The organism is Pseudomonas sp. EZ-C24, from assembly GCF_014525325.1.
In the GTDB taxonomy this organism is placed as follows: Bacteria; Pseudomonadota; Gammaproteobacteria; order Pseudomonadales; family Pseudomonadaceae; genus Aquipseudomonas; species Aquipseudomonas shirazensis.
This window is the reverse complement of the sequence record NZ_JACDIU010000023.1, coordinates 1-26877: the sequence shown is the minus strand read 5'-3', so window position 1 is coordinate 26877 and position 26877 is coordinate 1. Positions and strand designations below refer to the sequence as shown.

Below are 26877 nucleotides of genomic sequence, written 5' to 3'. Positions count from 1 at the left end.
TGCCGACTGACCCGCGGATTTGAGTGAGCACCCAATGCCAAAACGTACAGACATTAAAAGCATCCTGATTCTCGGCGCTGGCCCGATCGTTATCGGCCAGGCCTGCGAATTCGACTACTCCGGCGCCCAGGCGTGTAAAGCGCTGCGCGAGGAAGGCTATCGCGTCATCCTGGTGAACTCCAACCCAGCCACCATCATGACCGACCCGGCCATGGCCGACGCCACCTACATCGAGCCGATCAAGTGGCAGACCGTTGCCAAGATCATCGAGACCGAGCGTCCGGACGCGCTGCTGCCAACCATGGGCGGCCAGACCGCTCTGAACTGCGCCCTGGACCTGGAGCGCGAAGGCGTTCTGGAGAAGTTCGGCGTAGAGATGATCGGTGCCAACGCCGACACCATCGACAAGGCTGAAGACCGCTCGCGTTTCGACAAGGCCATGAAGGCCATCGGCCTTGAGTGCCCGCGTTCGGGTATCGCCCACAGCATGGACGAAGCCAACGCAGTGCTCGAGAAGCTCGGCTTCCCGTGCATCATTCGCCCGTCGTTCACCATGGGCGGCACTGGCGGCGGCATCGCCTACAACCGTGAAGAGTTCGAAGAAATCTGCGCTCGCGGCCTCGACCTGTCGCCGACCAAAGAGCTGCTGATCGACGAATCGCTGATCGGCTGGAAAGAGTACGAGATGGAAGTTGTCCGCGACAAAAAGGACAACTGCATCATTGTTTGCTCGATCGAAAACTTCGATCCGATGGGCGTGCACACCGGTGACTCGATCACCGTGGCGCCAGCACAGACCCTGACCGACAAGGAATACCAGATCATGCGCAACGCCTCGCTGGCGGTGCTGCGTGAAATTGGTGTTGAAACCGGCGGTTCCAACGTTCAGTTCGGTATCTGCCCGGACACCGGCCGTATGGTCGTGATCGAGATGAACCCACGGGTTTCCCGTTCCTCGGCGCTGGCCTCGAAAGCCACCGGCTTCCCGATCGCCAAGATCGCCGCCAAGCTGGCTGTCGGTTACACCCTCGACGAGCTGACCAACGACATCACTGGCGGCCGTACCCCAGCGTCGTTCGAGCCGTCGATCGACTACGTCGTGACCAAGCTGCCGCGCTTTGCCTTCGAGAAATTCCCGAAAGCCGACGCCCGCCTGACCACGCAGATGAAGTCGGTCGGTGAAGTCATGGCCATCGGCCGGACCTTCCAGGAATCCCTGCAGAAAGCCCTGCGCGGCCTGGAAGTCGGCGCGTGCGGCCTCGACCCGAAAGTTGACCTGAGCAGCCCTGAAGCCGCCAGCATCCTCAAGCGCGAGCTGACCGTGCCAGGCGCCGAGCGTATCTGGTACGTCGCCGACGCCATGCGCTCGGGCATGACCTGCGACGAAATCTTCGCCCTGACCGGTATCGACCACTGGTTCCTGGTGCAGATGGAAGACCTGATCAAGGACGAAGAGAAGGTCAAGACTCTGGCCCTGTCGGCCATCGACAAAGACCTGATGCTGCGCCTCAAGCGCAAGGGCTTCTCCGACCAGCGTCTGGCTGTACTGCTGGGTGTTACCGACAAGACCCTGCGTCGCCACCGCCACAAGCTGGAAGTGTTCCCGGTGTACAAGCGCGTTGACACCTGCGCCGCCGAGTTCGCCACCGACACCGCCTACCTGTACTCGACCTACGAGGAAGAGTGCGAGGCCAACCCGTCGACCCGCGACAAGATCATGATCCTCGGTGGCGGCCCGAACCGTATCGGCCAAGGCATCGAGTTCGACTACTGCTGCGTACACGCAGCCCTGGCGCTGCGTGAAGACGGGTACGAGACCATCATGGTCAACTGCAACCCGGAAACCGTCTCCACCGACTACGACACCTCCGACCGCCTGTACTTCGAGCCGCTGACGCTGGAAGACGTGCTGGAAGTGTGCCGCGTCGAGAAGCCAAAAGGCGTGATCGTCCACTACGGTGGCCAGACTCCGCTGAAACTGGCTCGCGCCCTGGAAGAAGCCGGCGTGCCGATCATCGGTACCAGCCCTGACGCCATCGACCGCGCCGAAGACCGTGAGCGCTTCCAGCAGATGGTGCAGCGCCTGAACCTGCTGCAGCCGCCTAACGCTACCGTGCGCAGCGAAGAAGAAGCGATCCGCGCTGCCGGCGTGATCGGTTACCCGCTGGTGGTACGTCCTTCGTACGTGCTCGGCGGCCGCGCCATGGAAATCGTCTACGAACTGGACGAGCTCAAGCGCTACCTGCGTGAAGCGGTGCAAGTGTCCAACGACAGCCCGGTGCTGCTCGACCACTTCCTCAACTGCGCCATCGAGATGGACGTGGATGCGGTCTGCGACGGCACCGACGTGGTCATCGGCGCGATCATGCAGCACATCGAACAGGCCGGCGTTCACTCCGGTGACTCGGCGTGCTCGCTGCCACCGTACTCGCTGCCGGCTCATGTGCAGGACGAAGTGCGCGAGCAGGTCAAGAAGATGGCACTGGAACTGGGCGTGGTTGGCCTGATGAACGTGCAGCTGGCCCTGCAGGGCGACAAGATCTACGTGATCGAAGTCAACCCGCGCGCCTCGCGTACCGTACCGTTCGTGTCCAAGTGCATCGGCACCTCGCTGGCGATGATTGCCGCCCGCGTCATGGCCGGCAAGACCCTCAAGGAAATCGGCTTCACCAAGGAAATCATTCCTAACTTCTATAGCGTCAAGGAAGCGGTGTTCCCGTTCGCCAAGTTCCCAGGGGTTGACCCGATCCTCGGCCCTGAGATGAAATCCACCGGTGAAGTCATGGGTGTCGGCGACAGCTTCGGTGAAGCCTTCGCCAAGGCCCAGATGGGTGCCAGCGAAGTACTGCCAACCGGCGGCACTGCGTTCATCAGCGTACGTGACGACGACAAGCCACAAGTGGCTGGCGTTGCCCGCGACCTGATCAACCTCGGCTTTGAGCTGGTTGCCACCGTTGGCACCGCCAAGCTCATCGAAGCCGCTGGCCTGAAAGTACGTCGCGTGAACAAAGTGACCGAAGGTCGTCCGCACGTGGTCGACATGATCAAGAACGACGAAGTGTCGCTGATCATCAACACCACCGAAGGCCGCCAGTCGATCGCCGACTCCTATTCGATTCGTCGCAATGCGCTGCAGCACAAGATTTACTGCACCACTACCATTGCGGCCGGTGAAGCCATCTGTGAAGCGCTGAAGTTCGGCCCTGAAAAGACCGTGCGGCGCTTGCAGGATCTGCATGCAGGACTCAAAGCATGAGCATTACCAAATACCCGATGACCGTCCAGGGCGCGCGCGCCCTGGAAGAAGAGCATCTGTTTCTGAGCAAGACCGAGCGTCCGCGCCTGAGCCAAGCGATTGGTGAAGCGCGCGAGCTGGGCGACCTCAAGGAAAACGCCGAGTACCATGCCGCCCGTGAGGAGCAGGGCATGGTCGAGGCGCGTATCCGCGACATCGAAGGCCGTCTGCAAAACGCCGTGGTGATCGACGTGACGACCATCCCGCATACGGGCAAGGTCATTTTTGGCACCACCGTCGAGCTGGCCAACACCGAAACCGACGAGCGCGTTACGTATCAGATCGTTGGTGAAGATGAAGCCAACGTGAAACTCGGCAAGCTCTCGGTCGGTGCACCTATCGCCCGCGCCATCATCGCCAAGGAAGAAGGCGATACTGTCGTGATCAAGACGCCTAGCGGCACGGTCGAGTACGAGATTGTCGAAGTCAAACACATCTGATCGGCGCCTGCGGGCGCCTTCCCTCGAAGGGATTCTCTGGCAGCTGTCCCAGGTATTCTGGGTCGGCGGCCTGTGGGTATTCCATGTAGGGCTGGTGCCCGCACTCAAGGTCACCGGGCTTGCGCCGTTGCTGGTGCAGGACGTCGCAACGCAGATCGACCGTTGGTTGGTCGGCGTGGCCTGGTTGGGTTTGATGGTGCAGCTGGCGGTGCTGGCGAGGGTCGATGGCCTGCCGGCCTGGTGGCGGCAGTTTCGCGGGCAGATGTTGTTGCTCGGCTTTGCTGCCTGCGTCAGCTATTACACGCTACGCTACGGTATATCCGTAGGTGAGCGCTGGCAGATGTTCTGCTTTTTGGTATTGGGCTTTTCCGGCATCGTGCTGGTAGCCCAGCCCGTCCCGGTCAGGGCGCGCCAGGCGCGCCGCTGAGCGGAGCCACCGTCACTTGTTGCGGTGGATGTTCGAGAGTTGCTTGTTTGGCTGTGGGTTCTTGCGGTAGATCAGCGCTTTTTTGCCGATGGTCTGCACCAGTTCAGCACGGCCAGCCTTGCACAGCCCGGCGATCGCGGCTTTGCGTTCTTCGCGATCTTCCGAGCGAATTTCGACTTTGATCAGCTCATGGTCAGCCAGAGCACGATCCAGTTCGGCGATCACGCCTTCATTAAGACCGTTGCCGGCGACAATCAGGACCGGCTTGAGGTCGTGACCAATAGACTTGTACTGCTTCTTCTGCTCGTTGTTGAGCGGCATAATCTGACCCTTTTCGTCTGATTCTGTAAAATTGGAAGCCATTTTACCCGAGCGCCCGTGGCTGCGCCCAGTCAATCACGAAGCTATTCATCGAGGTGCCCCTTGGTACAGCGTTCCAAAAGCAGCCAGAACTGGCTGACAGAGCATTTCAACGATCCTTTCGTCAAACAGGCGCAGAAGGACGGCTACCGCTCGCGTGCGAGCTACAAACTGCTGGAGATCCAGGAAAAGGACCGTTTGATCCGTCCTGGCATGAGCGTGATCGACCTCGGCGCAGCGCCAGGTGGCTGGTCGCAGGTGACCAGTCGTCTGATTGGTGGCAAGGGCCGCCTGATCGCGTCCGACATTCTCGAGATGGACTCGATCCCGGATGTCACCTTCATTCACGGCGATTTTACCGAGGATTCGGTACTGCAGAGCATTCTTGCCGCGGTAGGTGATTCGCATGTGGACCTTGTGATTTCCGATATGGCCCCCAACATGAGTGGTACTCCTGAGGTAGACATGCCCAAAGCCATGTTCCTCTGCGAGTTGGCGCTTGATCTGAGCACCCGGGTGTTGCGCCCAGGCGGAGATTTCGTGATCAAGATCTTCCAGGGTGAAGGTTTTGATGTGTTCCTCAAAGACGTGCGTCGCAAATTCGACAAGGTACAGATGCGCAAGCCGAGCTCGTCCCGAGATCGCTCCCGTGAGCAATACATGGTGGCTAAAGGCTTCAAAGGGGCGTGAGATAGCGGCTTGAGCAGCTGCCGATAGGTAAATCCAATCAGCCGCTGCGTCAGGATCGTCCGAACTTCGTGTAGTCTGGTTTCACAAAGGGTTACAGACGGTGCCTGCGGTTGCGCAGGTAATGTAGTAAGTTAGGGCGATGAATATCATGCGAGGCACGGCTGCGTCGTTGCGCCGGCCTCAGAGGGTAGCTAATTGAACGACATGGCAAAGAATCTGATCCTGTGGTTGATCATCGCTGCCGTCCTTGTGACGGTGATGAACAACTTCTCCAGCCCGAACGAGCCGCAAACCCTCAACTATTCTGACTTCATTCAGCAGGTCAAGGACGGTAAGGTCGAGCGCGTCACCGTCGACGGCGCCATCATTACCGGCAAACGCTCTGACGGCGACACCTTCAAGACCGTGCGTCCGGCCATCGCCGACAACGGCCTGATCGGTGACCTGGTCAACAACAACGTGGTTGTTGAAGGCAAGCAGCCTGAGCAGCAAAGCATCTGGACTCAACTGCTGGTTGCCAGCTTCCCGATCCTGGTGATCATCGCGGTGTTCATGTTCTTCATGCGCCAGATGCAGGGCGGTGCCGGTGGCAAGGGCGGGCCGATGAGCTTTGGCAAGAGCAAGGCGCGGCTGCTGTCGGAAGATCAGGTCAAAACCACCTTGGCTGACGTCGCCGGTTGCGACGAGGCCAAGGAAGAAGTCGGCGAGCTGGTCGAGTTCCTGCGCGATCCGGGCAAGTTCCAGCGCCTGGGCGGCCGTATCCCGCGTGGCGTGCTGATGGTAGGCCCACCAGGTACCGGTAAAACCCTGCTGGCCAAGGCCATTGCCGGCGAAGCCAAGGTGCCGTTCTTCACCATTTCCGGTTCCGACTTTGTCGAAATGTTCGTGGGTGTCGGTGCAAGCCGCGTTCGCGACATGTTCGAACAAGCTAAAAAGCACGCGCCGTGCATCATCTTCATCGACGAAATCGATGCCGTCGGTCGCCACCGTGGCGCCGGCATGGGTGGTGGTCACGACGAGCGTGAGCAGACCCTCAACCAGTTGCTGGTCGAGATGGACGGCTTTGAAGGCAACGACGGCATCATCGTCATTGCTGCAACCAACCGTCCTGACGTGCTTGACCCGGCGCTGCTGCGTCCTGGTCGTTTCGACCGTCAGGTTGTGGTTGGCTTGCCAGACATCCGTGGCCGTGAGCAGATCCTCAAGGTGCACATGCGCAAAGCGCCGATTGGCGACAACGTCAATGCCGGTGTGATTGCCCGTGGTACTCCAGGCTTCTCCGGTGCCGACCTGGCCAACCTGGTCAACGAAGCCGCGCTGTTTGCCGCACGTTCGAGCAAGCGCGTCATCGAGATGAAAGAATTCGAGCTGGCCAAAGACAAGATCATGATGGGCGCCGAGCGCAAAACCATGGTCATGTCCGAGAAAGAGAAGCGCAACACGGCCTTCCACGAAGCCGGTCACGCCATCGTTGGTCGCGTCGTGCCTGAGCATGACCCGGTCTACAAGGTCTCGATCATTCCGCGTGGCCGTGCCCTGGGTGTGACCATGTTCCTCCCTGAGGAAGACCGTTACAGCCTGTCCAAGCGTGCCCTGATCAGCCAGATCTGCTCGCTGTACGGCGGCCGTATCGCCGAAGAGATGACCCTGGGCTTCGATGGCGTCACCACCGGTGCCTCCAACGACATCATGCGTGCCAGCCAGATCGCTCGTAACATGGTTACCAAGTGGGGCCTGTCGGAAAAACTCGGCCCGCTGATGTACGCCGAAGAAGACGGCGAAGTGTTCCTCGGTCGCAGTGCCGGTGCACAGCAGACCAGCGTTTCCGGCGAAACCGCCAAGCTGATCGACTCTGAAGTGCGCAGCATCATCGACCACTGCTACGCCACGGCCAAGCAGATCCTCACCGACAATCGCGACAAGCTCGACGCCATGGCCGAGGCCTTGATGAAGTACGAAACCATCGATGCCGATCAGATCGACGACATCATGAATGGCCGTACTCCGCGTGAACCGCGTGATTGGGATAACAACGATACCGGTCCATCGGGTACGTCGGCCTCCCAGGATGATCGTCCGGAGTCGCCGATCGGCGGTCCAGCGGCTCAAATCTAAGGTTTATCATGACCTCACAGCTGTACCCGACCCGGTTGCCTTGCGGCAACCGGGTTCTTGATTTGTCGCATACCCATGTCATGGGTATCCTCAATGTCACCCCTGATTCGTTCTCCGATGGCGGTCGCTTCAGCCAGCGCGACGAGGCCCTGCGTCATGCAGAAGCCATGGTCGCCGCCGGCGCAAGCCTGATCGACATCGGTGGCGAGTCGACTCGTCCGGGTGCCCGTGCGGTATCGGTTACCGAAGAGCTCGAGCGCGTGGCGCCCATGGTCGAGGCAATCAGCAGCCGCCTCGATGTGGTGATCTCGGTCGATACCTCAACGCCCGCAGTGATGCGTGAGTCAGCCAGGCTTGGTGCCGGGCTGATCAACGATGTGCGCGCGCTGGAGCGTGACGGGGCACTCGATGCTGCCGCCGCGACCGGCCTGCCGGTGTGTCTGATGCACATGCGCGGCGACCCGGACAACATGCAGAACAACCCGCATTACGACGACGTGACCGTCGACGTGACGCGTTACCTTGAGCAGCGTATGGCCGCCTGTGCCGCGGCTGGAATCAGTGCCGAGCGCATCGTGCTCGACCCCGGTTTCGGTTTCGCCAAGACGCTGGATCACAACCTCAGCCTGTTCAAGCACATGGAAGCGCTCTATCGCCTGGGGCGGCCGTTACTGGTCGGTGTCTCGCGCAAGAGCATGATCGGCCTGGCCTTGAATCGCCCGGTCGGTGAGCGCTTGTATGGCAGCCTGGCCCTGGCCGCGCTGGCCATGACCAAGGGTGCAAGCATCCTGCGTGTGCATGATGTGGCTGAGACCGTCGACCTGGTGCGCATGATCGCTGCCGTGCAAAACGCCGAATAAGAACATTGGAGTTCCTATGAGCAAAAAATACTTTGGTACCGATGGTATCCGCGGTCGCGTTGGCGTCGCTCCGATTACTCCTGACTTCATGCTCAAGCTTGGCTGGGCAGCCGGCATGGCCTTCCGCAAGCAGGGCGCCTGCCGCGTGCTGGTGGGCAAGGACACGCGGATTTCCGGTTACATGTTCGAGTCTGCGCTGGAGGCCGGGTTGTCTGCGGCCGGCGCCGATGTGATGCTGCTCGGGCCGATGCCGACTCCGGCCATCGCCTACCTGACCCGCACGTTCCACGCCGAGGCGGGGATCGTCATCAGTGCTTCGCACAATCCGCACGACGACAACGGCATCAAGTTCTTCTCCGGCCAGGGCACCAAGCTGCCTGACGAAGTCGAGCTGATGATCGAAGAGCTGCTCGATCAGCCGATGCAGGTAGTCGAGTCGAGCAAGCTGGGCAAGGTTTCGCGCATCAACGACGCTGCTGGTCGCTACATCGAATTCTGCAAGAGCAGCGTGCCCAGCAGCACCAGTTTCGAAGGCCTCAAGCTGGTCATCGACTGCGCCCACGGTGCCACCTACAAAGTCGCGCCAAGCGTGTTCCGTGAGCTGGGGGCGGATGTCACCGTGCTGCATGCCGAGCCGAACGGGCTCAACATCAACCTCAACTGCGGCTCGACGCACATCGAGTCGCTGCAGGCGGCGGTGCTGGTCGGTCATGCCGATCTGGGCATTGCCTTCGATGGTGATGGCGACCGCGTGCTGATGGTCGACCACACCGGGGCTATCGTCGATGGCGACGAGCTGCTGTTCATCATTGCCAGAGACCTGCAGGAGCGTAACAAGCTGCAGGGCGGGGTGGTCGGTACCCTGATGAGCAACCTCGGCCTGGAGCTGGCCCTCAAGGATTTGGACATCCCGTTCGTGCGGGCCAAGGTCGGTGACCGTTACGTGATGGCCGAGCTGACCGAGCGCGACTGGCTGATCGGCGGGGAAAACTCCGGTCACGTGGTGTGCTGCAACCACACCAGCACTGGCGACGCGATCATCGCAGCGCTGCAGGTACTGATGGCGCTCAAGCGCCGCGGCGAGAACCTGGCGCAAACCCGCCAGGCCCTGCGCAAGTGCCCACAGGTGTTGATCAACGTGCGCTTTGCCGCTGGCCAGGCCGACCCACTGGAGCACCCGGCAGTGATTGAAGCCAGTGCCAAGGCGACCGAGGCGATGGCTGGTCGTGGCCGTGTGTTACTGCGCAAGTCCGGCACCGAGCCGCTGGTGCGGGTGATGGTCGAAGGTGACGACGAAAGTCAGGTCCGCGGCCATGCCGAAGCCCTGGCCAAGGTGGTTGCTGAAGTTTGTGCTTGAAAGGCTCTTGCCAGCGCAGATCTGGTTGGGTAAGATCTGCGCCCACTTTGACCGACGAGGTAAAGCATGCGTCGCCCCATGGTAGCTGGTAACTGGAAGATGCATGGTACCCGCGCTAGCGTCGCTGAGCTGACCGAAGGCCTGGGCAATTTGTCCCTGCCAGCCGGTGTCGAAGTTGCGGTATTTCCACCCGCGCTGTTTGTTACTGAGGTGATTAACGGCCTGCAGGGTAAAGGGATTACCGTAGGTGCACAGAATTCTGCTATACAGCCTGAGCAAGGCGCGCTGACCGGCGAAGTTGCACCGAGTCAGTGGGCTGAAGTCGGTTGCAAGTTGGTGTTGATTGGTCACTCGGAGCGTCGTCAGATCATTGGCGAAACAGATGAAGTGCTCAATCGCAAGTTTGCAGCGGCACAGGCTGGTGGTTTAACGCCAGTGCTCTGTGTAGGGGAAACCCTCGAAGAGCGTGAAGCGGGCAAGACGCTTGAAGTTGTTGGGCGTCAACTAAGCAGTATCATCGACGCGTGCGGTGTTAAGGCTTTGGCCAGTGCGGTAATTGCTTATGAGCCTGTTTGGGCGATTGGCACAGGTTTGACGGCCACGCCGCAACAAGCTCAGGATGTGCACGCTGCCATCCGCGCTCAATTGCAGGTGCTGGACGCGGAAGTTGCTGATAATATGCGACTTCTCTACGGCGGTAGCGTGAAAGCGGCCAATGCGGCCGAACTGTTCGGCATGCCGGACATCGATGGGGGGCTCATTGGTGGAGCTTCCCTGAACGCAGACGAATTCGGTGCAATTTGTCGCGCCGCAGGACACTGATCAAATGATTGAAACCGTCGTAGTTGTTTTTCATCTGTTGGCTGCGCTGTCGTTGGTAGCGTTGGTCTTGTTGCAACAAGGTAAGGGTGCAGAAGCAGGAGCATCTTTCGGCGCAGGGGCCTCAAACACTGTGTTCGGAAGCCAGGGCTCGGCAACCTTCCTAAGTAAATTCACTGCTGTACTCGCTGCCACTTTCTTTTTAACTGCACTTGGGTTAGGATACTTCGCAAAGGAGAAGGCTCACGAGCTGACTCAAGCAGGTTTGCCAAATCCAGCAGTATTGGAAGTTCAGCAGCCTAAGCCGGCAGTTAATGATGATGTACCGGTGCTCCAGGAACAGAAGAGCAACACTGCCCCAGCGGGTGATGTAGTTCCTCCAACCGAAGAGCAGAAGTAACGGGTTTCAAATTGTAGTATTGCCGAGGTGGTGGAATTGGTAGACACGCAACCTTGAGGTGGTTGTGCCCATAGGGTGTAGGGGTTCGAGTCCCCTTCTCGGTACCAATTGAAGCAAGAGAGCCCGCTTTAGCGGGCTTTCTTGTCGGTGGAAGTCTGATTGACCCCGCCAGGGGTTCAGTCTTATACTTTCGCCCCAGCTTTGTCGCGGGGTGGAGCAGCTTGGTAGCTCGTCGGGCTCATAACCCGAAGGTCGTTGGTTCAAATCCAGCCCCCGCAACCAGTTTTGAGCGGAGCCCCTTTTCAGGGGCTTTTTGCTAGCCGAACAGTTTTGGCGTCGTTGTCCAACGGCGCTTTCAGGGATGGGCGCTTCGCCCATTTTTTATTTGCACAGCATGCACGAGGGGGTTCAGGTGTCGAGCAAGCTAGAACAGTTGCAGGCCTTGTTGGCCCCGGTTGTCGAGGGTCTGGGCTATCAATGCTGGGGGGTGGAATTCATCGCCCAGGGCAAGCATTCGGTCTTGCGTGTCTATATCGACAAGGAAGGCGGCGTGCTGGTGGATGACTGCGCAATTGTCAGTCGTCAGGTCAGCGGCGTTCTCGATGTCGAAGACCCGATCACCTCCGAATATACCCTCGAGGTGTCCTCTCCTGGCATGGAACGCCCACTGTTCACGCTTGAACAGTATGCCTCGCATGCCGGCGAACAAGTGAAGATCAAGCTGCGTTCACCCTTCGAGGGTCGTCGCAACTTCCAGGGCCTTCTCCGCGGCGTGGAGGAACAGGATGTGATCGTCCAGGTCGATGATCAAGAGTTCCTGCTACCGATCGACTCGATCGAAAAGGCCAATATTATTCCCAGTTTTGACTGAGACGTGCCGGGCCCGGTGACTAGACCGGACCCAATGGCTTGCGCAAGGCGAGGCGTACGATGAGCAAAGAAGTACTGCTGGTTGTTGAATCGGTATCCAACGAGAAGGGCGTCCCACCGGGCGTGATCTTCGAAGCGCTGGAAGTGGCTCTGGCCACTGCAACCAAAAAACGTTTTGAAGACGAAGTCGACCTGCGTGTGGAAATCAACCGCCACACCGGTAACTACGAGACCTTCCGTCGCTGGACCGTGGTCGATGAGCAGGATCTTGATGATCCGGCGATCGAAACCTGGCTGGACAAGATCCACGAGACCCACCCTGAAGCCAAGGTTGGTGACGTGATCGAGGAGAAGATCGACTCGATCGAGTTCGGTCGTATCGCCGCTCAGACCGCCAAGCAGGTCATCGTGCAGAAAGTCCGCGAGGCCGAGCGCGCCCAGGTGGTCGACGCTTACCGCGAACGCGTGGGCGAGATCATCTCCGGCACCGTCAAGAAGGTCACCCGCGACAACGTTATCGTCGACCTGGGCAACAATGCCGAAGCATTGCTGGCTCGTGAAGACATCATTCCACGCGAGACCTTCCGTGTCGGTGTGCGCTTGCGCGCACTGTTGAAGGAAATCCGCACCGAGAACCGCGGTCCGCAGCTGATCCTGTCGCGCACTGCGCCACAGATGCTGATCGAACTGTTCACTATCGAAGTGCCGGAAATTGCCGAAGGCCTCATCGAGGTCATGGCCGCTTCCCGTGACCCGGGTTCGCGCGCCAAGATCGCCGTTCGCTCCAAGGACAAGCGCATCGACCCGCAAGGTGCCTGTATCGGCATGCGCGGTTCGCGTGTGCAGGCGGTGTCCGGCGAGTTGGGCGGTGAGCGTGTGGATATCGTCCTTTGGGACGAGAACCCAGCGCAGTTCGTCATCAACGCCATGTCGCCGGCTGAAGTCGCGGCGATCATCGTCGATGAAGATGCCCACGCCATGGACATCGCTGTTGGCGAGGACAACCTGGCCCAGGCCATCGGTCGTGGTGGTCAGAACGTTCGTCTGGCAAGCCAGCTTACCGGCTGGACCCTGAACGTGATGACCGAGAAGGACATCCAGGCCAAGCAGCAAGCCGAGACTGGCGACATCCTGCGCAACTTTGTCGACGAGCTGGAAGTCGATGAAGAACTGGCCCAGGTGCTGGTCGACGAAGGCTTCACCAGCCTGGAAGAAATTGCCTACGTACCGTTGGAAGAAATGCTCAACATCGATGGCTTTGACGAGGATATCGTCAACGAGCTTCGCGCTCGTGCCAAGGACCGCCTGTTGACCAAAGCCATCGCTACCGAGGAAAAACTGGCAGACGCCCATCCGGCCGAAGACCTGCTCTCTCTTGAGGGTATGGACAATGACCTGGCGGTTGAACTGGCGGTGCGCGGCGTGGTTACCCGCGAAGACCTGGCCGAGCAGTCGATTGACGACCTGCTCGACATCGACGGCATCGACCAAGAGCGTGCCGGCAAGTTGATCATGGCCGCCCGAGCCCACTGGTTCGAGTAATTAGGCGCGGCCTGAGGAGAGAAGTGCATGACGCAAGTCACGGTGAAAGAATTGGCCCAAGAGGTCGCTGCACCGGTTGAGCGCCTGCTGCAGCAGATGCGTGAGGCGGGTTTGCCGCACACCGACGCCGGTCAGGTAGTGACCGACAATGAGAAGCAGGCTTTGCTGACTCATCTGAAGAGCAGCCACAAGGCTAAAGCGGAAGAGCCGCGCAAGATTACCTTGCAGCGCAAAACCACTAGCACCCTGCGTGTAGCCGGTAGCAAGAGCATCAGCGTAGAAGTACGCAAGAAGAAAGTTTTCGTTCAGCGCAGCCCGGAAGAAATCCAGGCTGAGCAGGCGCGTGAGCTGGAAGAGCGTCGCGTGGCTGAAAACGCCGCACGCGAAAAAGCCAACATCGATTCGCGTCAGCGTATCGCCGAGCGTGACGCCCCGCAGGGTGCTGTTGCTAGCAAGCCTGAGCCTGTTGCAGCCGCTGCTCCTGCAGCCGCTGCACCGGCCCCGGCAGCTGCGCCGCAAGAGCCTCTGACCGAGGAAGCAGCGGTTCGCGCCGCCGAGCGCAAGAAAGAAGAAGTGCGCCGCACCGAAGACCGTGCCCGCAACGAAGACCGTCGCGGCCGTGGCGAAGCGCCGCGCGTGTCGGTCAAGGTCAAGGTCAAAGAGAAAGAAAAGACCCCGACTCCGCGTGCTGCTCCGCGTACCACCGAAGAAGAAAGCGATGGCTTCCGTCGCGGTGGCCGTGGCAAGGGCAAACTGAAGAAGCGCAATCAGCATGGCTTCCAGAGCCCTACCGGCCCGGTTATCCGTGCCGTGAGCATCGGCGAGACCATCACCGTCTCCGAGCTGGCCAACCAGATGTCCGTCAAAGGCGCTGAAGTGGTCAAGTTCATGTTCAAGATGGGTACTCCGGTCACCATCAACCAGGTCCTCGACCAGGAAACTGCACAGCTGGTAGCTGAAGAGCTGGGCCACAAGGTCACGCTGGTCAGCGACACCGCGCTGGAAGATTCCCTGGCCGAATCGCTGAAGTTCGAAGGTGAAGTCACCTCGCGTGCTCCGGTCGTGACCGTAATGGGCCACGTCGACCACGGTAAAACCTCGCTGCTCGACTACATCCGTCGTGCCAAGGTTGCTGCTGGCGAAGCCGGTGGTATCACCCAGCACATCGGTGCCTACCACGTCGAAACCGACCGTGGCATGGTCACCTTCCTCGACACCCCTGGTCACGCCGCGTTTACTCAGATGCGTGCCCGTGGTGCCAAGGCGACCGACATCGTCATCCTGGTGGTGGCGGCGGACGACGGCGTGATGCCGCAGACCCGTGAAGCTGTTCAGCATGCGAAAGCCGCTGGTGTGCCACTGGTTGTTGCAGTGAACAAGATCGACAAGCCAGGCGCTGACCTCGACCGCATTCGTAACGAACTGTCGGTAGAAGGCGTGACCTCCGAGGACTGGGGTGGCGACACTCCATTCGTCAAGGTTTCGGCGAAGATGGGTACCGGCGTCGACGAACTGCTTGAAGCCGTTCTGTTGCAGGCCGAGATCCTCGAGCTGTCGGCTACCCCAACCGCGCCTGGTCGTGGTGTGGTTGTTGAATCGCGTCTCGACAAGGGCCGCGGCCCGGTCGCTACCATCCTGGTTCAGGACGGTACGCTGCGTCAGGGCGACATGGTCCTGGTCGGCTCCAACTATGGCCGCGTGCGTGCCATGCTTGACGAGAACGGCAAGCCAGTCAAAGAAGCCGGCCCATCGATCCCGGTCGAGATCCTCGGCCTCGATGGCACTCCGGAAGCTGGTGACGAGCTGTCGGTAGTTGGCGACGAGAAGAAAGCCCGCGAAGTTGCCCTGTTCCGTCAAGGCAAATACCGCGAGGTCAAGCTGGCCCGTGCTCACGCCGGCAAGCTGGAAAACATCTTCGAGACCATGGGTCAGGAAGAGAAGAAGACCCTCAACATCGTCCTCAAGACCGATGTTCGTGGCTCCCTGGAAGCACTGCAGGGTTCGCTCGGCGGTCTGGGCAACGACGAGGTGCAGGTCCGTGTGATTGGTGGCGGTGTCGGTGGTATCACCGAGAGCGATGCCAACCTGGCCCTGGCGTCCAACGCGGTGCTGTTCGGCTTCAACGTGCGGGCCGATGCCGGCGCGCGCAAGATCGTCGAGCAGGAAGGTCTGGATATGCGTTACTACAACGTGATCTACGACATCATCGAAGACGTCAAGAAAGCCCTGACCGGCATGCTCGGCAGTGATGTTCGCGAGAACATCCTGGGCGTTGCAGAAGTACGTGATGTGTTCCGTTCGCCGAAGTTCGGCGCCGTCGCTGGCTGTATGGTCATCGAAGGTACCGTGTACCGCAACCGTCCGATCCGCGTTCTGCGCGAAGACGTTGTGATCTTCGAAGGCGAGCTGGAATCGCTGCGTCGCTTCAAGGACGACGCTGCCGAAGTTCGTGCCGGCATGGAGTGCGGTATTGGCGTCAAGAGCTACAACGACGTCAAGGTCGGCGACAAGATCGAAGTCTTCGAGAAAGTCCAGGTGGCTCGTACCCTGTAAGGGTCGAGCTGGCAGATGCCCCGCCCCAGGGCGGTTGGCAACGCCTCTGCAGGTAGCGCCCGGTCAGGCTTCACGCCTGGCCGGGCGTTTGCCGCTTTAAGTTACAGGTAGCAACGAATGGCAAAAGAATACAGCCGTACCCAACGCATTGGCGATCAGATGCAGCGCGAGCTTGCCGAGCTGATCCGCCGTGAAGTGAAAGATCCACGCGTCGGCCTGGTGACCATCACCGCCGTCGACGTCAGCCGCGACGTGGGCCATGCCAAGGTGTTCATCACCGTCATGGGCCAGGAAGAGGAACCTGATGCGGTCAAGCAGTCGGTCAAGGCGTTGAACAACGCGGCGAGCTTCCTGCGTCTGCACCTGGGCCGCTCGATGCAGCTGCGCAGCGTGCCGCAACTGCACTTCCATTACGATGAGAGCGTCAGCCGCGGGGTTCACCTGTCGGCACTGATCGAGCGTGCCGTGGCAGAAGACCGCCAGCACCAGGATCCCGTCGAGCCGGACACCAAGGAGTAATCGGTGGCCCAGGTCAAACGAATCCGCCGCGACGTCAGCGGCATCATCCTGCTCGACAAACCGTTGGGGTTTACCTCCAACGCAGCGTTGCAAAAGGTCCGCTGGTTGCTCAATGCCGAGAAGGCCGGTCACACCGGCAGCCTCGACCCACTGGCCAGTGGCGTGCTGCCGCTGTGCTTTGGCGAAGCGACCAAGTTTTCGCAGTACCTGCTCGATTCCGACAAGGGCTACGAAACCGTCATGCAGATGGGGCAGACCACCACCACGGCGGACGCCGAAGGTGAGGTCCTGCAGACCCGTGAGGTGACCGTTGGTCGCGCCGACATCGAGGCAGCCCTGCCTCAATTTCGCGGCCCGATCAGCCAGATACCGCCGATGTACTCGGCCCTCAAGCGTGATGGCCAGCCCTTGTACAAACTGGCCCGTGCGGGAGAGGTAGTGGAGCGCGAGGCGCGTTCTGTTACTATTAACCGCTTGGAGCTGCTCGAGTGCGAAGGCACCCGTGCGCGTCTGACGGTAAATTGCACCAAAGGCACCTATATCCGCACCCTGGTGGAGGATATTGGTGAAGTGTTGGGCTGTGGCGCTTATGTTGCCGAGCTGCGTCGGACCCAGGCTGGGCCCTTCGAGCTGGCACAGACAGTGACCCTCGAAGAGCTCGAGCAAGCCCACGCCGACGGTGGCAACGAAGCGCTCGATCGCTTCCTGATGCCGTCCGACAGCGGTCTGCTCGACTGGCCTGTGGTGCAGTTGTCAGAGCACAGCTCGTTCTACTGGCTGCATGGCCAGGCAGTACGTGCACCGGATGCGCCGCAATTCGGCATGGTCCGGGTGCAGGATCACAATGGTCGCTTCATCGGTATCGGTGAAGTGAGCGAAGACGGGCGCGTTGCGCCACGTCGCTTGATTCGGTCGGAATGACCGATACTTGCGTTGCCGGCATGAGCCGACAGGGCAAGACACGAGGGTGGCTGTCAGTAGGCACGGTCACAGCTCTTTTATTAATACAGGGTTCGTCCCTGGCCTATTGGACCCCGCTTGCGGGATCCGTTTAACTGGAGATGCCAAATGGCCCTCAGCGTTGAAGAAAAAGCACAAATCGTTACCGACTACCAGCAAGCCGTCGGCGACACCGGTAGCCCAGAAGTGCAGGTTGCACTGCTGACTGCCAACATCAACAAACTGCAAGGTCACTTCAAGATCAACGGTAAAGACCACCACTCGCGTCGTGGCCTGATCCGTATGGTTAACCAGCGTCGTAAGCTGCTGGACTACCTGAAGGGCAAAGACACCACCCGTTACAGCACCCTGATCGGTCGTCTGGGCCTGCGTCGCTAATAGCGGCCTGGCTAGTGGTGGGCGTGGCGGGTCGCAAGCTTTGGCAGCGCTGCTTCAGCGTTGCCGACGGGCTCGTCATGCGTATCTTCGAGGTTGGCAGCCTGGTCTTGCCGAGCGGTTTATCCGCCCGGCAACCAGGCTCCCAGCCTCGAGTTGTATCTGGACGGTCAATGGGGCCGATTCCCCGTTCTGCCCAAGAATTCGCAAGAAACCAGTTCCCCCAGAGCCATTGAAAAGGTAGGAAACCGTGAACCCGGTAATCAAGAAATTCCAGTTCGGTCAATCGACCGTTACCCTCGAAACGGGCCGCATTGCCCGTCAGGCCACCGGCGCAGTCCTGGTCACCGTCGATAACGATGTCACCGTGCTGGTGACCGTGGTCGGTGCCAAGCACGCAGACCCAAGCAAAGGCTTCTTCCCGCTGTCCGTGCACTACCAGGAAAAAACCTACGCCGCTGGCAAGATCCCTGGTGGTTTCTTCAAGCGTGAAGGCCGTCCTTCCGAGAAAGAGACGCTGACCTCGCGCCTGATCGACCGTCCGATCCGTCCGCTGTTCCCAGAAGGCTTCATGAACGAAGTGCAGGTTGTCTGCACCGTCGTGTCGACCAGCAAGAAAACCGATCCGGACATCGCTGCGATGATCGGTACTTCGGCTGCCCTGGCGATCTCCGGCATTCCGTTCGAAGGCCCGATCGGCGCCGCCCGTGTTGCCTTCCATGAAAGCACCGGCTACCTGCTGAACCCAACCTACGAGCAACTGGCTGCCTCGAGCCTGGACATGGTCGTAGCCGGTACCGACAGCGCTGTGCTGATGGTTGAATCGGAAGCCAAAGAGCTGACCGAAGACCAGATGCTGGGCGCCGTACTGTTCGCCCACGACGAATTCCAGTCGGTCATCCAGGCTGTCAAAGAGCTGGCTGCCGAAGCTGCCAAGCCGACCTGGGACTGGAAACCAGCCGTTGCCAACACCGAGCTGTTCAACGCCATCCGCGCTGAATTCGGCGAAGGCATCTCGCAGGGCTACACCATCACCGTCAAGGCCGACCGCTATGCGCGTCTGGGCGAGCTGCGTGATCAGGCGATCGCCAAGTTCTCCGGTGAAGAAGGCCAGCCTTCGGCTTCCGTGGTCAAAGAAATCTTTGGCGAAATCGAATACCGCACCGTGCGCGAAAATATCGTCAACGGCAAGCCACGTATCGACGGTCGCGACACCAAGACTGTACGCCCGCTGAACATCGAAGTCGGCGTTCTGCCGAAGACCCACGGTTCGGCACTGTTCACCCGTGGCGAAACCCAGGCCCTGGTCGTTGCGACCCTGGGTACTGCGCGTGATGCTCAGCTGCTCGACACCCTCGAAGGCGAGAAGAAAGACCCGTTCATGCTGCACTACAACTTCCCACCGTTCTCGGTAGGTGAGTGTGGTCGTATGGGTGGTGCTGGCCGTCGCGAAATCGGTCACGGCCGTCTGGCCCGTCGTTCGGTTCAGGCCATGCTGCCTGCTGCTGACGTGTTCCCGTACACCATCCGTGTGGTATCGGAAATCACCGAGTCGAACGGTTCGAGCTCGATGGCGTCGGTCTGCGGTGCTTCCCTGGCCCTGATGGACGCTGGTGTGCCGATGAAGGCGCCAGTTGCCGGTATCGCCATGGGCCTGGTCAAGGAAGGCGACAAGTTCGCCATCCTCACCGACATCCTCGGTGACGAAGACCACCTCGGCGACATGGACTTCAAGGTAGCCGGTACCGCCAAAGGTGTTACCGCGCTGCAGATGGACATCAAGATCAACGGCATCACCGAAGAGATCATGGAAATCGCCCTGGGCCAGGCCCTGGAAGCGCGCCTGAACATCCTCGGCCAGATGAACCAGATCATTGGTACTTCGCGTACCGAGCTGTCGGCCAACGCGCCGACCATGATCGCCATGAAGATCGACACCGACAAGATCCGTGACGTTATCGGTAAAGGCGGCGCGACCATCCGTGGTATCTGTGAAGAGACCAAGGCTTCGATCGATATCGAAGACGACGGCTCGATCAAGATCTTCGGCGAAACCAAAGAAGCCGCTGAAGCAGCTCGCCAGCGCGTCCTGGGTATCACTGCCGAGGCCGAGATCGGCAAGATCTACGTCGGCAAGGTTGAACGCATCGTCGACTTCGGCGCATTCGTCAACATCCTGCCTGGCAAAGACGGCCTGGTGCACATCTCGATGCTCAGCAATGAGCGCGTAGAGAAGGTCACCGACGTGCTGAAAGAAGGCGAAGAGGTTGAAGTACTGGTACTGGACGTGGACAACCGCGGCCGTATCAAGCTGTCGATCAAAGACGTTGCGGCAGCCAAGGCTTCCGGCGTTTAAGCCAGCTGTAGTGGTATGAAATAAACCCTTCGGGGTTGCGCTGATGTTCAGCGCATAGGGGCCGCTGTGCGGCCCATTGCGATCTCGGGTCGCGATGGGTCACACAGCGGCCCTTTTTATTTGTCAAACACTGCCCCGTGTAGGAGCGGCCTTGTGTCGCGAAAGTGCTGCGTAGCGGTCCTACAATTTAGGCAACGCCGCAGAATTGGCGGGGGCGCTGCGCACCCCTTTCGCGACACAAGGCCGCTCCTACATTTTCCGCGCCCATTTCGAGATAGCGAAAACTCTGGGGTACATGCATCTTGCATGCAGGATTTTGCTCCGGCTTGCAAAATGCACGAGAGAGTGGATTTCAGAAAATTGATAAGTTACTGATTTATATTGGTTTTATGGCCTTTGAAAAGTTGGCACAGCCCCTGCAATAGTCTATTCATCTGACGCCAACTGACTCGGCGCAGACCTTTCGACAACAGGAGTGACCCGTATGAAGAAGTTCGCTATTGCTGCCGCTACTGCTACCGCTCTGACTCTGACCATGGCTAACGCTGCTTTCGCTCAGCAAGCCGTTCAGGCTCCAGTTATGCTGGCTGCCAACACTGTCGACAGCGCCAAGCAAGATGGCTCCGATACCTGGATCACCACCAAGGTCAAAGCTGATCTGCTGACCGAGAAAGGCATCCCAGGCGGCGATATCAAAGTCGAAACCAATCAAGGCGTAGTTTCGCTGTCGTCCGATGTGAAAGTCACCGATTCGCAAAAAGAGCGTGCAGTAGCAATCACCAAGGCTATCAAAGGCGTTAAAGACGTCTCGGCTGCTGGTCTGAAAGCCGAATAAGGATTGCTGCGCAGGCTAGATGGATCTGGCCAACGCATAACGAAAAGCCCCGGCACATGCCGGGGCTTTTTCGTTGTTGCGCTCAATGCAGACGCTTATTCGGCATCCAGGTGCATCGGCGTGATCACGCGCCCATCCGATTCGGCCTGGCCCAGCGTGGTATCGATGAAGTACACCCGGTCATCCGCCAACTTGCCTTTGTCGACCAGGTAATCCTTGATATTACCGGCCCGCGCCTGGCCCAACTGGCGCAGCAGCGCAGCGCTCTCGGCCCAGGACTTGATCACCGCCTCACGCAGCTTGGCGCTACGCTCCTCACGCCCCAGCTGCTGCCATTCAGCAGGCGGCTGTTGTTTCAGGCGGGTGCGGTAGATACCTTCGAGCATCGCCGGCTTGTCGTCAGCATCCACCACCAGCATCGACGCATTGGCCGGCACCTTGTCGCCGCGGCGCTGCAGGATCTTGTACCAGATCGACTGATACTCACGCTCCAGGCGCTGCTCGGCGATCAACGGGCCATCGCTGGTCTGGGCGCTGGTGCCTTCGATCTCCAGGCGCAATTCAGGGCGTTCGTTGAGCGCGGTCGCCAGTTTGTCCAGGGCCGCTTGGGCATCGCCGCTGAGGTCGCTGGAGCCGGCGCTGAACGCGACCGTACCCAGGTCCTGCGAGCTGCCGCCGGAGACCAGCCCGCCAATGAACTTGAACGGCGCCTGGGCGGCACGCAGGACCAGATTGCGCAGGGTTTGCCAAACGATAGGCATGACGCTGAACTGCGGGTTGTTGAGGTCGCCGGTCACCGGCAGCTCGATCGAGATGGTGCCGTCGGTGTCCTTGAGCAGCGCCACCGCCAGGCGGATCGGCAGGTCGACGGCGTCGGGGCTGTCGACCTTCTCACCCAGTTGCAGTTGCTCGATCACCAGCTTGTTTTCTGCCTTGAGCTGGCCATTGGTGATCAGGTAGTGCACGTCCAGGTTGAGCCGGCCCTTGCGAATGCGAAAGCCGGCAAACTTGCCGGAGTAGGGCGTCAGTGTGGTCAGCTCGACGCGTTTGAAGCTGGTGGCGATGTCCAGGCTGGCCATCGGGTTGAACGGGTTGAGCGCGCCCTTGATGGTGACCGGTGCATAGCGGTCGACCTTGCCCTTGATATCGACCTTGGCCGGCGCTGGCTGGCGGTTGTCGATGGTGCCGACCTGGCCATTGAGCTGCTGCACGGCTGTGGCGAAGTTTGGCGTCAGGGTCAGGTCGGCAAAGTTGGCCGAGCCGTCGTTGATGTCGATCTTGCCGATACGAATGCCCAGTGGCTTGCTGTTGCTGGGAGTCACCGGTTTTTCTGCGGTGCTTTTGGTAGCGCCGGCTGGCTGCGGAATCAGCAGGTCATCAACGTTGGTGGTGCGGTCTTCGTTGATGATGAAACGCGCATATGGCTGCAGCAGCTTGACTTGGTCGATGGTCAGAGCATCGCCGTGCACGTATGACAACCTATTGAGGTCGAGCTGCTGCCATTTGACGAAGTCGCGGTCCTTGATCGTGTCGAGGGTATGCAACTGGTTGACGGTTGCGGTACCGGTGACGGTAAAGGCCAGCGGCGCCGTATTTTGCAGATCGACCTTGAGCTCGCTGGCGAGCATGCCGCTGCGCAGTTCAAGCTGAATGAACGGGCTGATGTAGGCCTGGGCGATGCGCAGGTCGATGTCGCGGGTGCTGACATCGAGCTTGGCGGTGACCGGCGCCAGGTTGACCTGGCCGGAGGCTTGCAGTTTGCCTTGCTTGCCGACGGCGGTATCCAGTTTGAGGGTAAACGGCGACTTGTTGAGGCTGTCATAGCCCTGCATGTCGAGGTTGAGCGGGCCGACATCCAGGGTGACCGGTTCTTTCTGGCTGCGGTCTGCCAGGTGAATCATGTAATCGCGCGCTTGAACGTCCTTGAGCAGTACTTGCCACGGCTTGCTCGGCGCGGCGGCTGCTTTTTCCTGAGCTGTCGGCTCGGCCGCGGCAGGTTCGGCTTTCTCCTGGGGGGTAGCTTTGGCTGGCTGGCTGGCGAACAGCGTCTGCCAGTCGAGCTGGCCGTCCTTTTCCAAGGCGGCCCAGGTCTCCAGCTTGCTGCTGCGGATCTTGCCTACGGTGACCAGTTGCTTGGCCAGATCGATCGAGGTTTCGCTGACTTCGAGACTGGCCAGTCGCGCCAGTTGCCTGCCGTCCGGTGCCTTGATGGCGAACGGCGCGATGCGTACCTGAGTGTTGTCGAGCAGCAGCTCGGTCTGTTTCGACAGGTTGAGCGTGTAGTGGGTATCGAGGCTGATCACGCCTTCTTCCAGCACCAGCGGCACCGCGTCACGCACGTAAGGCCAGAACGCCTTCATGTTGCCGTCGGTGATTTTCAGGGTGCCTTGCGAGCTGATCGGCGCCAGGCCGAGTGTGCCTTTCCAGTCGATCCGCCCACCGGCGGGGCCGACGGCGACCAAGGTCATGTCGGCGCTGTCGTCGGGGAGGGTGCTGAGGTTCTTTAGCTCGAAATTCATCGAGTCGTAAAGAAACTCGATCGGCTCGCTCGGGCGCAGGTCCTGGAAGTGCAGGTAGCCTTCAGTGAGCTTGATGCTGCCGATACGCAGCGGGAACGGGTCGCTGGCTGGCTCGTCTGGCTTGGCTTCGCTGGGCGGCAGTTTGAACAGCTGAGTCAGGTTGAGGCTGCCGTTTTTGCCGAAGAGGATTTCGTTGCGCGGTTTGTCCAGCTCCACTGCATCCAGGTGCAGGGCGCCGCTCCACAGGCTGTCCAGCGACAGGTTGGCGTACAAACGCTCAAAACCCAGTTGCTCTTTGCCCGGCTCGCCGACCTGCAAACCCCACAGGGTCAGCTCTAGGCTGAACGGGTTGAATTCGATGCGTTGCAGATGCGCCGGCACCGTCGCGTATTGGGCCAGCTGTTGATTGGCAATGCGTAGGCCAATGCCTGGAAGGATGAAGAAGCCGAGCAGGCTGTACAAGGCCACGAGGGCCAGCATGGCGCCGAGGGCGCGAGTCAATCCTTTGGGCATGTGCAGCATCGTCTGTCCGAGCGGGAGTGCTCGGAGTATGGCACGTTAAATCGGTTCCGCAGAATCAGCCGAATGACCTTATTCGATGCCCATTCGCCGCCGCGCGCGGTGCGCCGAGCTGTCGCGCATGGCCCAGCGCAGGACTGGCGCGGTGCGCTCGATACCTACCCGGATCAAGCGCCGGCTCAGTGGCCCTTGTTGCAGCTCAAGCATATCCCGGCCCCAGCCTGGTAACAGTTCGATGCCCGCCCGCAGCATCAGCTTGCCCACGGGGGCTGCCAGGCGGCTTGGCGCCGGTGCCTTGAGCAGGATATCGATCACCTCCAGGCTGCGCGCATCGCAGCGCAACTGCGGACGCATGCGTTGCAGGTAGGCCTCGATTTGCGCACAGGAGCGTGGCACGTCGCGCGCGCCGAGGCGCTCGGCGATCAGGGCGATTTCGTTGTAGTACGCGTCCTGATCAGCCTGCGCCAGATGCGGGTTGCGGTAACGCAGGTGGGCGGCCATGAAACTGCTGACTTCGGCAACGTGCACCCAGGTCAGCAGGTCCGGGTCACTGGCGGCATAAGGCCGGCCATCGGCGGCGGTGCCGACGACTTTGAGGTGGATGGTGCGTACCTTCTCGATCAACCAGTTGGCGTCGCGGGTCGAGCCAAAGGTGGTGCCGGAGATGAATTGGCTGGTGCGGCGCAGGCGCCCGAGCAGGTCTTCGCGAAAGTTGGAGTGATCCCACACCCCGGCCAGGGCCAGCGGGTGCAGCAGTTGCAGCATCAAGGCACTGATACCGCCGACCAGCATGCTCGGGAAATCGCCGTGTACCTGCCAACTGACGCTGTCGGGGCCAAACAGGCCGGGGTCACCCTTGGGTGACTCCAGGTCAAGCTGGCCGAGGGCCAGGCCAGTCAGGCTCATGACCTGGGTTTCGATACGACGGCGTAAGGCTTCCATGGCGACCTGCAATGCGCGGCAGCCCGCCATGGGCCACCTCTAGCTATTGGTTGAGGCGAGTATCGATCAAGCCCTGCACGACGCTGGCATCGGCCAGGGTCGAGGTGTCACCCAGCGAGTCCAGCTCGTTGCAGGCGATCTTGCGCAGTATACGCCGCATGATCTTGCCCGAGCGGGTCTTGGGCAGGGCCGGTGCCCACTGAATCATCTCCGGTTTGGCGAAGCTGCCGATCTCCTTGCTGACCAACGCCAGCAGTTCAGCCTTGAGGGCGTCGTCTGCGCTCACGCCATTCATCGGCGTGACGAAGGCATAGATACCCTGGCCCTTGAGGTCGTGCGGATAGCCGACCACGGCCGCCTCGGCGATGCCGTCGTGCAGCACCAGCGCGCTTTCCACTTCTGCCGTACCGATCCGGTGGCCGGAGACGTTGATCACATCATCGACTCGCCCGGTGATCCAGTAGTCGCCATCGGCGTCGCGGCGGGCGCCGTCGCCAGTGAAGTAATAGCCGGCGAAAGGCTTGTAGTAGGTGTCGACCATGCGTTGCTGGTCGCCGTAGACGCTGCGGATCTGCGCCGGCCAGCTGGCTTTGATTGCCAGCAGGCCCGAACCTGGCCCGTCGATCACTGCGCCTTTGTCATCGAGTAGTACCGGTTGCACGCCAAACATCGGCTGGGTGGCGCAACCCGGTTTGATCTGCCCATTGCCCGGCAGCGGGCTGAGCATGATGCCGCCGGTTTCGGTCTGCCACCAGGTGTCGACGATCGGGCAGCGTTCTTTGCCAACCTGATGAAAGTACCACTCCCAGGCTTCCGGGTTGATCGGCTCGCCGACACTGCCGAGCAGGCGCAGGCTTTCCCGCGAGGTGTCCTGTAGGGGGCCTGGGCCTTCGCGCATCAGGGCGCGCAGGGCGGTAGGGGCGGTGTAGAAGATATTCACCTGATGCTTGTCGATGACCTGCCAGAAACGCGAGCTGTCGGGGTAGTTGGGCACGCCTTCGAACATCAGCGAGATCGCCCCGTTGGCCAGCGGGCCATAGACGATATAGCTGTGGCCGGTGACCCAGCCGACATCGGCGGTGCACCAGAACACTTCGCCGTCGCGGTAATCGAATACCACCTTGAAGGTCATCGCGGCCTGCAGCAGATAGCCGCCGGTGGTGTGCAGCACGCCTTTGGGTTTGCCGGTGCTGCCGGAGGTATACAGGATGAACAGCGGGTCTTCGGCATCCATCGGCTCGGGTGGGCAGTCGTCACCGGCAAGCTCGGTGGCGGTGTGGTACCAGAGGTCGCGCGGGTTGTCCCAGGCCACTTCACCACCGGTGCGGCGCACCACGAATACGCTGCTGACGGCCGGGCAGCTGGCCAGGGCCTTGTCGACGTTCTGCTTGAGCGGTACACGTTTGCCGCCCCGCACGCCTTCATCAGCGGTAATCACCGTGCGGCAGTCGGCATCCAGGATGCGGTCGCGCAGGGCGTCGGGCGAGAAGCCACCAAATACCACCGAGTGGATCGCGCCGATGCGGCTGCAGGCAAGCATGGCGTAAGCCGCCTCAGGGATCATCGGCATGTAGATGCACACCCGATCGCCCTTGCTCACCCCGCGCGCCTTCAGTGCGTTGGCCAGGCGGCAGACCTGGCGGTGCAGCTCGCGGTAGCTGATGGCCTGCGAATCCTTGGGGTCGTCGCCTTCCCAGAGCAGCGCGGTCTGCTCACCCCGTTTGGCCAGGTGGCGGTCGATGCAGTTGTAGCTGACGTTGAGCTTGCCGCCGGCGAACCATTTGGCATCGCCGCTGGCAAGGTCGGCCTGTTGCACGCTGCTCCAGGGCTTGATCCAGTCCAGCCGCTTGGCTTGCTCGGCCCAGAAGCTGTCCGGGTCATCGATCGACTGTCGATAGAGGCGTTGATAGTCGTCGGCGCTGAGCTCGGCGGCCTGGCTGACGGCGAGGGCGGTGGGGTACTTGCTGAGATCGAACATGGCGGGTGGTCCTGCTCTTGTCGTGGCAAGGGACTGCACCTCACCGCGGCGCGCAAGGCAGGATGAAGTGCAACGGCTATTCGATGGACAGTGTAGTCGGCGCGGGTGTTCCTCCGGGGTTGCCGGCGCAATGCAAAGCGCGGGGC

21 protein-coding genes and 2 tRNA genes are annotated in these 26877 nt (G+C 60.5%); 19 read left to right on the top strand and 4 right to left on the bottom strand.

The window, feature by feature from the left end; translation table 11 throughout:
* The first annotated feature begins 34 nt into the window (after positions 1–34).
* From carB to IDM28_RS19250, 3 genes are read left to right on the top strand one after another with little or no spacing between them, the layout of a single operon-like run.
* Positions 35–3256 carry a carbamoyl-phosphate synthase large subunit gene (carB, locus tag IDM28_RS19260; RefSeq protein ID WP_188036681.1) on the top strand — a complete coding sequence of 1074 codons (3222 nt, stop codon included), beginning with the start codon at positions 35–37 and terminating at the stop codon, positions 3254–3256.
* Positions 3253–3735, top strand: coding sequence for a transcription elongation factor GreA (greA, locus tag IDM28_RS19255; RefSeq protein WP_178080796.1), 483 nt, complete (start codon positions 3253–3255; stop codon positions 3733–3735). Before carB ends, greA begins: the two co-directional genes overlap by 4 nt.
* Positions 3713–4162: an MFS transporter gene (locus tag IDM28_RS19250; protein ID WP_101322164.1), complete on the top strand. Its 450-nt coding sequence runs from the start codon at positions 3713–3715 to the stop codon at positions 4160–4162. The genes greA and IDM28_RS19250 overlap by 23 nt, the downstream gene beginning before the upstream one ends.
* A 12-nt stretch (positions 4163–4174) precedes the next feature.
* Here IDM28_RS19250 and yhbY read toward each other — a convergent pair whose 3' ends face one another.
* A complete protein-coding gene (gene yhbY, locus IDM28_RS19245; protein ID WP_101322163.1) occupies positions 4175–4483 on the bottom strand; it encodes a ribosome assembly RNA-binding protein YhbY in 309 nt (102 codons plus the stop codon).
* A 102-nt stretch (positions 4484–4585) separates the two neighbouring features.
* Between yhbY and rlmE the strand changes: the two genes are divergently transcribed.
* The 16 genes from rlmE to IDM28_RS19165 all read left to right on the top strand — a co-directional run bounded on the left by rlmE (position 4586) and on the right by IDM28_RS19165 (position 20773).
* Positions 4586–5212, top strand: a complete 627-nt coding sequence (gene rlmE, locus IDM28_RS19240; protein WP_101322162.1) for a 23S rRNA (uridine(2552)-2'-O)-methyltransferase RlmE — start codon at positions 4586–4588, stop codon at positions 5210–5212.
* 204 nt (positions 5213–5416) lie between these two features.
* Positions 5417–7327, top strand: a complete 1911-nt coding sequence (gene ftsH / locus IDM28_RS19235; protein WP_150572261.1) for an ATP-dependent zinc metalloprotease FtsH — start codon at positions 5417–5419, stop codon at positions 7325–7327.
* A gap of 8 nt (positions 7328–7335) precedes the next feature.
* Positions 7336–8187: a dihydropteroate synthase gene (folP, locus tag IDM28_RS19230; RefSeq protein WP_188036680.1), complete on the top strand. Its 852-nt coding sequence runs from the start codon at positions 7336–7338 to the stop codon at positions 8185–8187.
* A 16-nt stretch (positions 8188–8203) separates the two neighbouring features.
* On the top strand, positions 8204–9544 hold the full coding sequence (gene glmM / locus IDM28_RS19225) for a phosphoglucosamine mutase (RefSeq protein ID WP_101322159.1): 1341 nt from the start codon (positions 8204–8206) through the stop codon (positions 9542–9544).
* Positions 9545–9610: 66 nt separating this feature from the next.
* Positions 9611–10366, top strand: coding sequence for a triose-phosphate isomerase (gene tpiA, locus IDM28_RS19220; protein ID WP_188036679.1), 756 nt, complete (start codon positions 9611–9613; stop codon positions 10364–10366).
* Between the two features lie 4 nt (positions 10367–10370).
* Positions 10371–10763: a preprotein translocase subunit SecG gene (gene secG / locus IDM28_RS19215; protein WP_101322157.1), complete on the top strand. Its 393-nt coding sequence runs from the start codon at positions 10371–10373 to the stop codon at positions 10761–10763.
* Positions 10764–10784: 21 nt separating this feature from the next.
* Positions 10785–10870, top strand: a tRNA-Leu gene (locus IDM28_RS19210).
* Between the two features lie 98 nt (positions 10871–10968).
* A tRNA-Met gene (locus IDM28_RS19205) sits at positions 10969–11045 on the top strand.
* Positions 11046–11175: 130 nt separating this feature from the next.
* Positions 11176–11634 (top strand): ribosome maturation factor RimP, encoded by a 459-nt coding sequence (rimP, locus tag IDM28_RS19200; RefSeq protein WP_150571338.1) that lies wholly within the window; start codon positions 11176–11178, stop codon positions 11632–11634.
* 59 nt (positions 11635–11693) lie between these two features.
* The gene (gene nusA / locus IDM28_RS19195; protein ID WP_101322156.1) at positions 11694–13175 is read left to right on the top strand and encodes a transcription termination factor NusA; all 1482 of its coding nucleotides are present in this window, start codon (positions 11694–11696) and stop codon (positions 13173–13175) included.
* Between the two features lie 27 nt (positions 13176–13202).
* Positions 13203–15728: a translation initiation factor IF-2 gene (gene infB, locus IDM28_RS19190; RefSeq protein ID WP_101322155.1), complete on the top strand. Its 2526-nt coding sequence runs from the start codon at positions 13203–13205 to the stop codon at positions 15726–15728.
* A 117-nt stretch (positions 15729–15845) separates the two neighbouring features.
* Complete coding sequence (gene rbfA, locus IDM28_RS19185) at positions 15846–16247, top strand: 30S ribosome-binding factor RbfA (RefSeq protein ID WP_101322154.1); 402 nt, start codon at positions 15846–15848, stop codon at positions 16245–16247.
* Between the two features lie 3 nt (positions 16248–16250).
* Entirely contained in the window at positions 16251–17168 is a 918-nt protein-coding gene (truB, locus tag IDM28_RS19180; RefSeq protein ID WP_101322153.1) for a tRNA pseudouridine(55) synthase TruB, read from the top strand.
* A gap of 147 nt (positions 17169–17315) precedes the next feature.
* Positions 17316–17585 carry a 30S ribosomal protein S15 gene (rpsO, locus tag IDM28_RS19175; protein ID WP_101322152.1) on the top strand — a complete coding sequence of 90 codons (270 nt, stop codon included), beginning with the start codon at positions 17316–17318 and terminating at the stop codon, positions 17583–17585.
* A gap of 247 nt (positions 17586–17832) precedes the next feature.
* On the top strand, positions 17833–19938 hold the full coding sequence (gene pnp / locus IDM28_RS19170; protein ID WP_101322151.1) for a polyribonucleotide nucleotidyltransferase: 2106 nt from the start codon (positions 17833–17835) through the stop codon (positions 19936–19938).
* A 484-nt stretch (positions 19939–20422) separates the two neighbouring features.
* Positions 20423–20773 carry a BON domain-containing protein gene (locus IDM28_RS19165; RefSeq protein WP_101322150.1) on the top strand — a complete coding sequence of 117 codons (351 nt, stop codon included), beginning with the start codon at positions 20423–20425 and terminating at the stop codon, positions 20771–20773.
* 95 nt (positions 20774–20868) lie between these two features.
* Here the strand turns inward: IDM28_RS19165 and IDM28_RS19160 are convergent, their stop codons facing one another.
* From IDM28_RS19160 to acs, 3 genes are all read right to left on the bottom strand, one after another.
* Entirely contained in the window at positions 20869–23805 is a 2937-nt protein-coding gene (locus IDM28_RS19160; protein WP_188036678.1) for a DUF748 domain-containing protein, read from the bottom strand.
* Between the two features lie 78 nt (positions 23806–23883).
* Positions 23884–24753, bottom strand: a complete 870-nt coding sequence (locus tag IDM28_RS19155; RefSeq protein WP_150571339.1) for an oxygenase MpaB family protein — start codon at positions 24751–24753, stop codon at positions 23884–23886.
* A 43-nt stretch (positions 24754–24796) separates the two neighbouring features.
* Complete coding sequence (gene acs, locus IDM28_RS19150) at positions 24797–26731, bottom strand: acetate--CoA ligase (protein WP_188036677.1); 1935 nt, start codon at positions 26729–26731, stop codon at positions 24797–24799.
* Between the last annotated feature and the right edge of the window lie 146 nt (positions 26732–26877).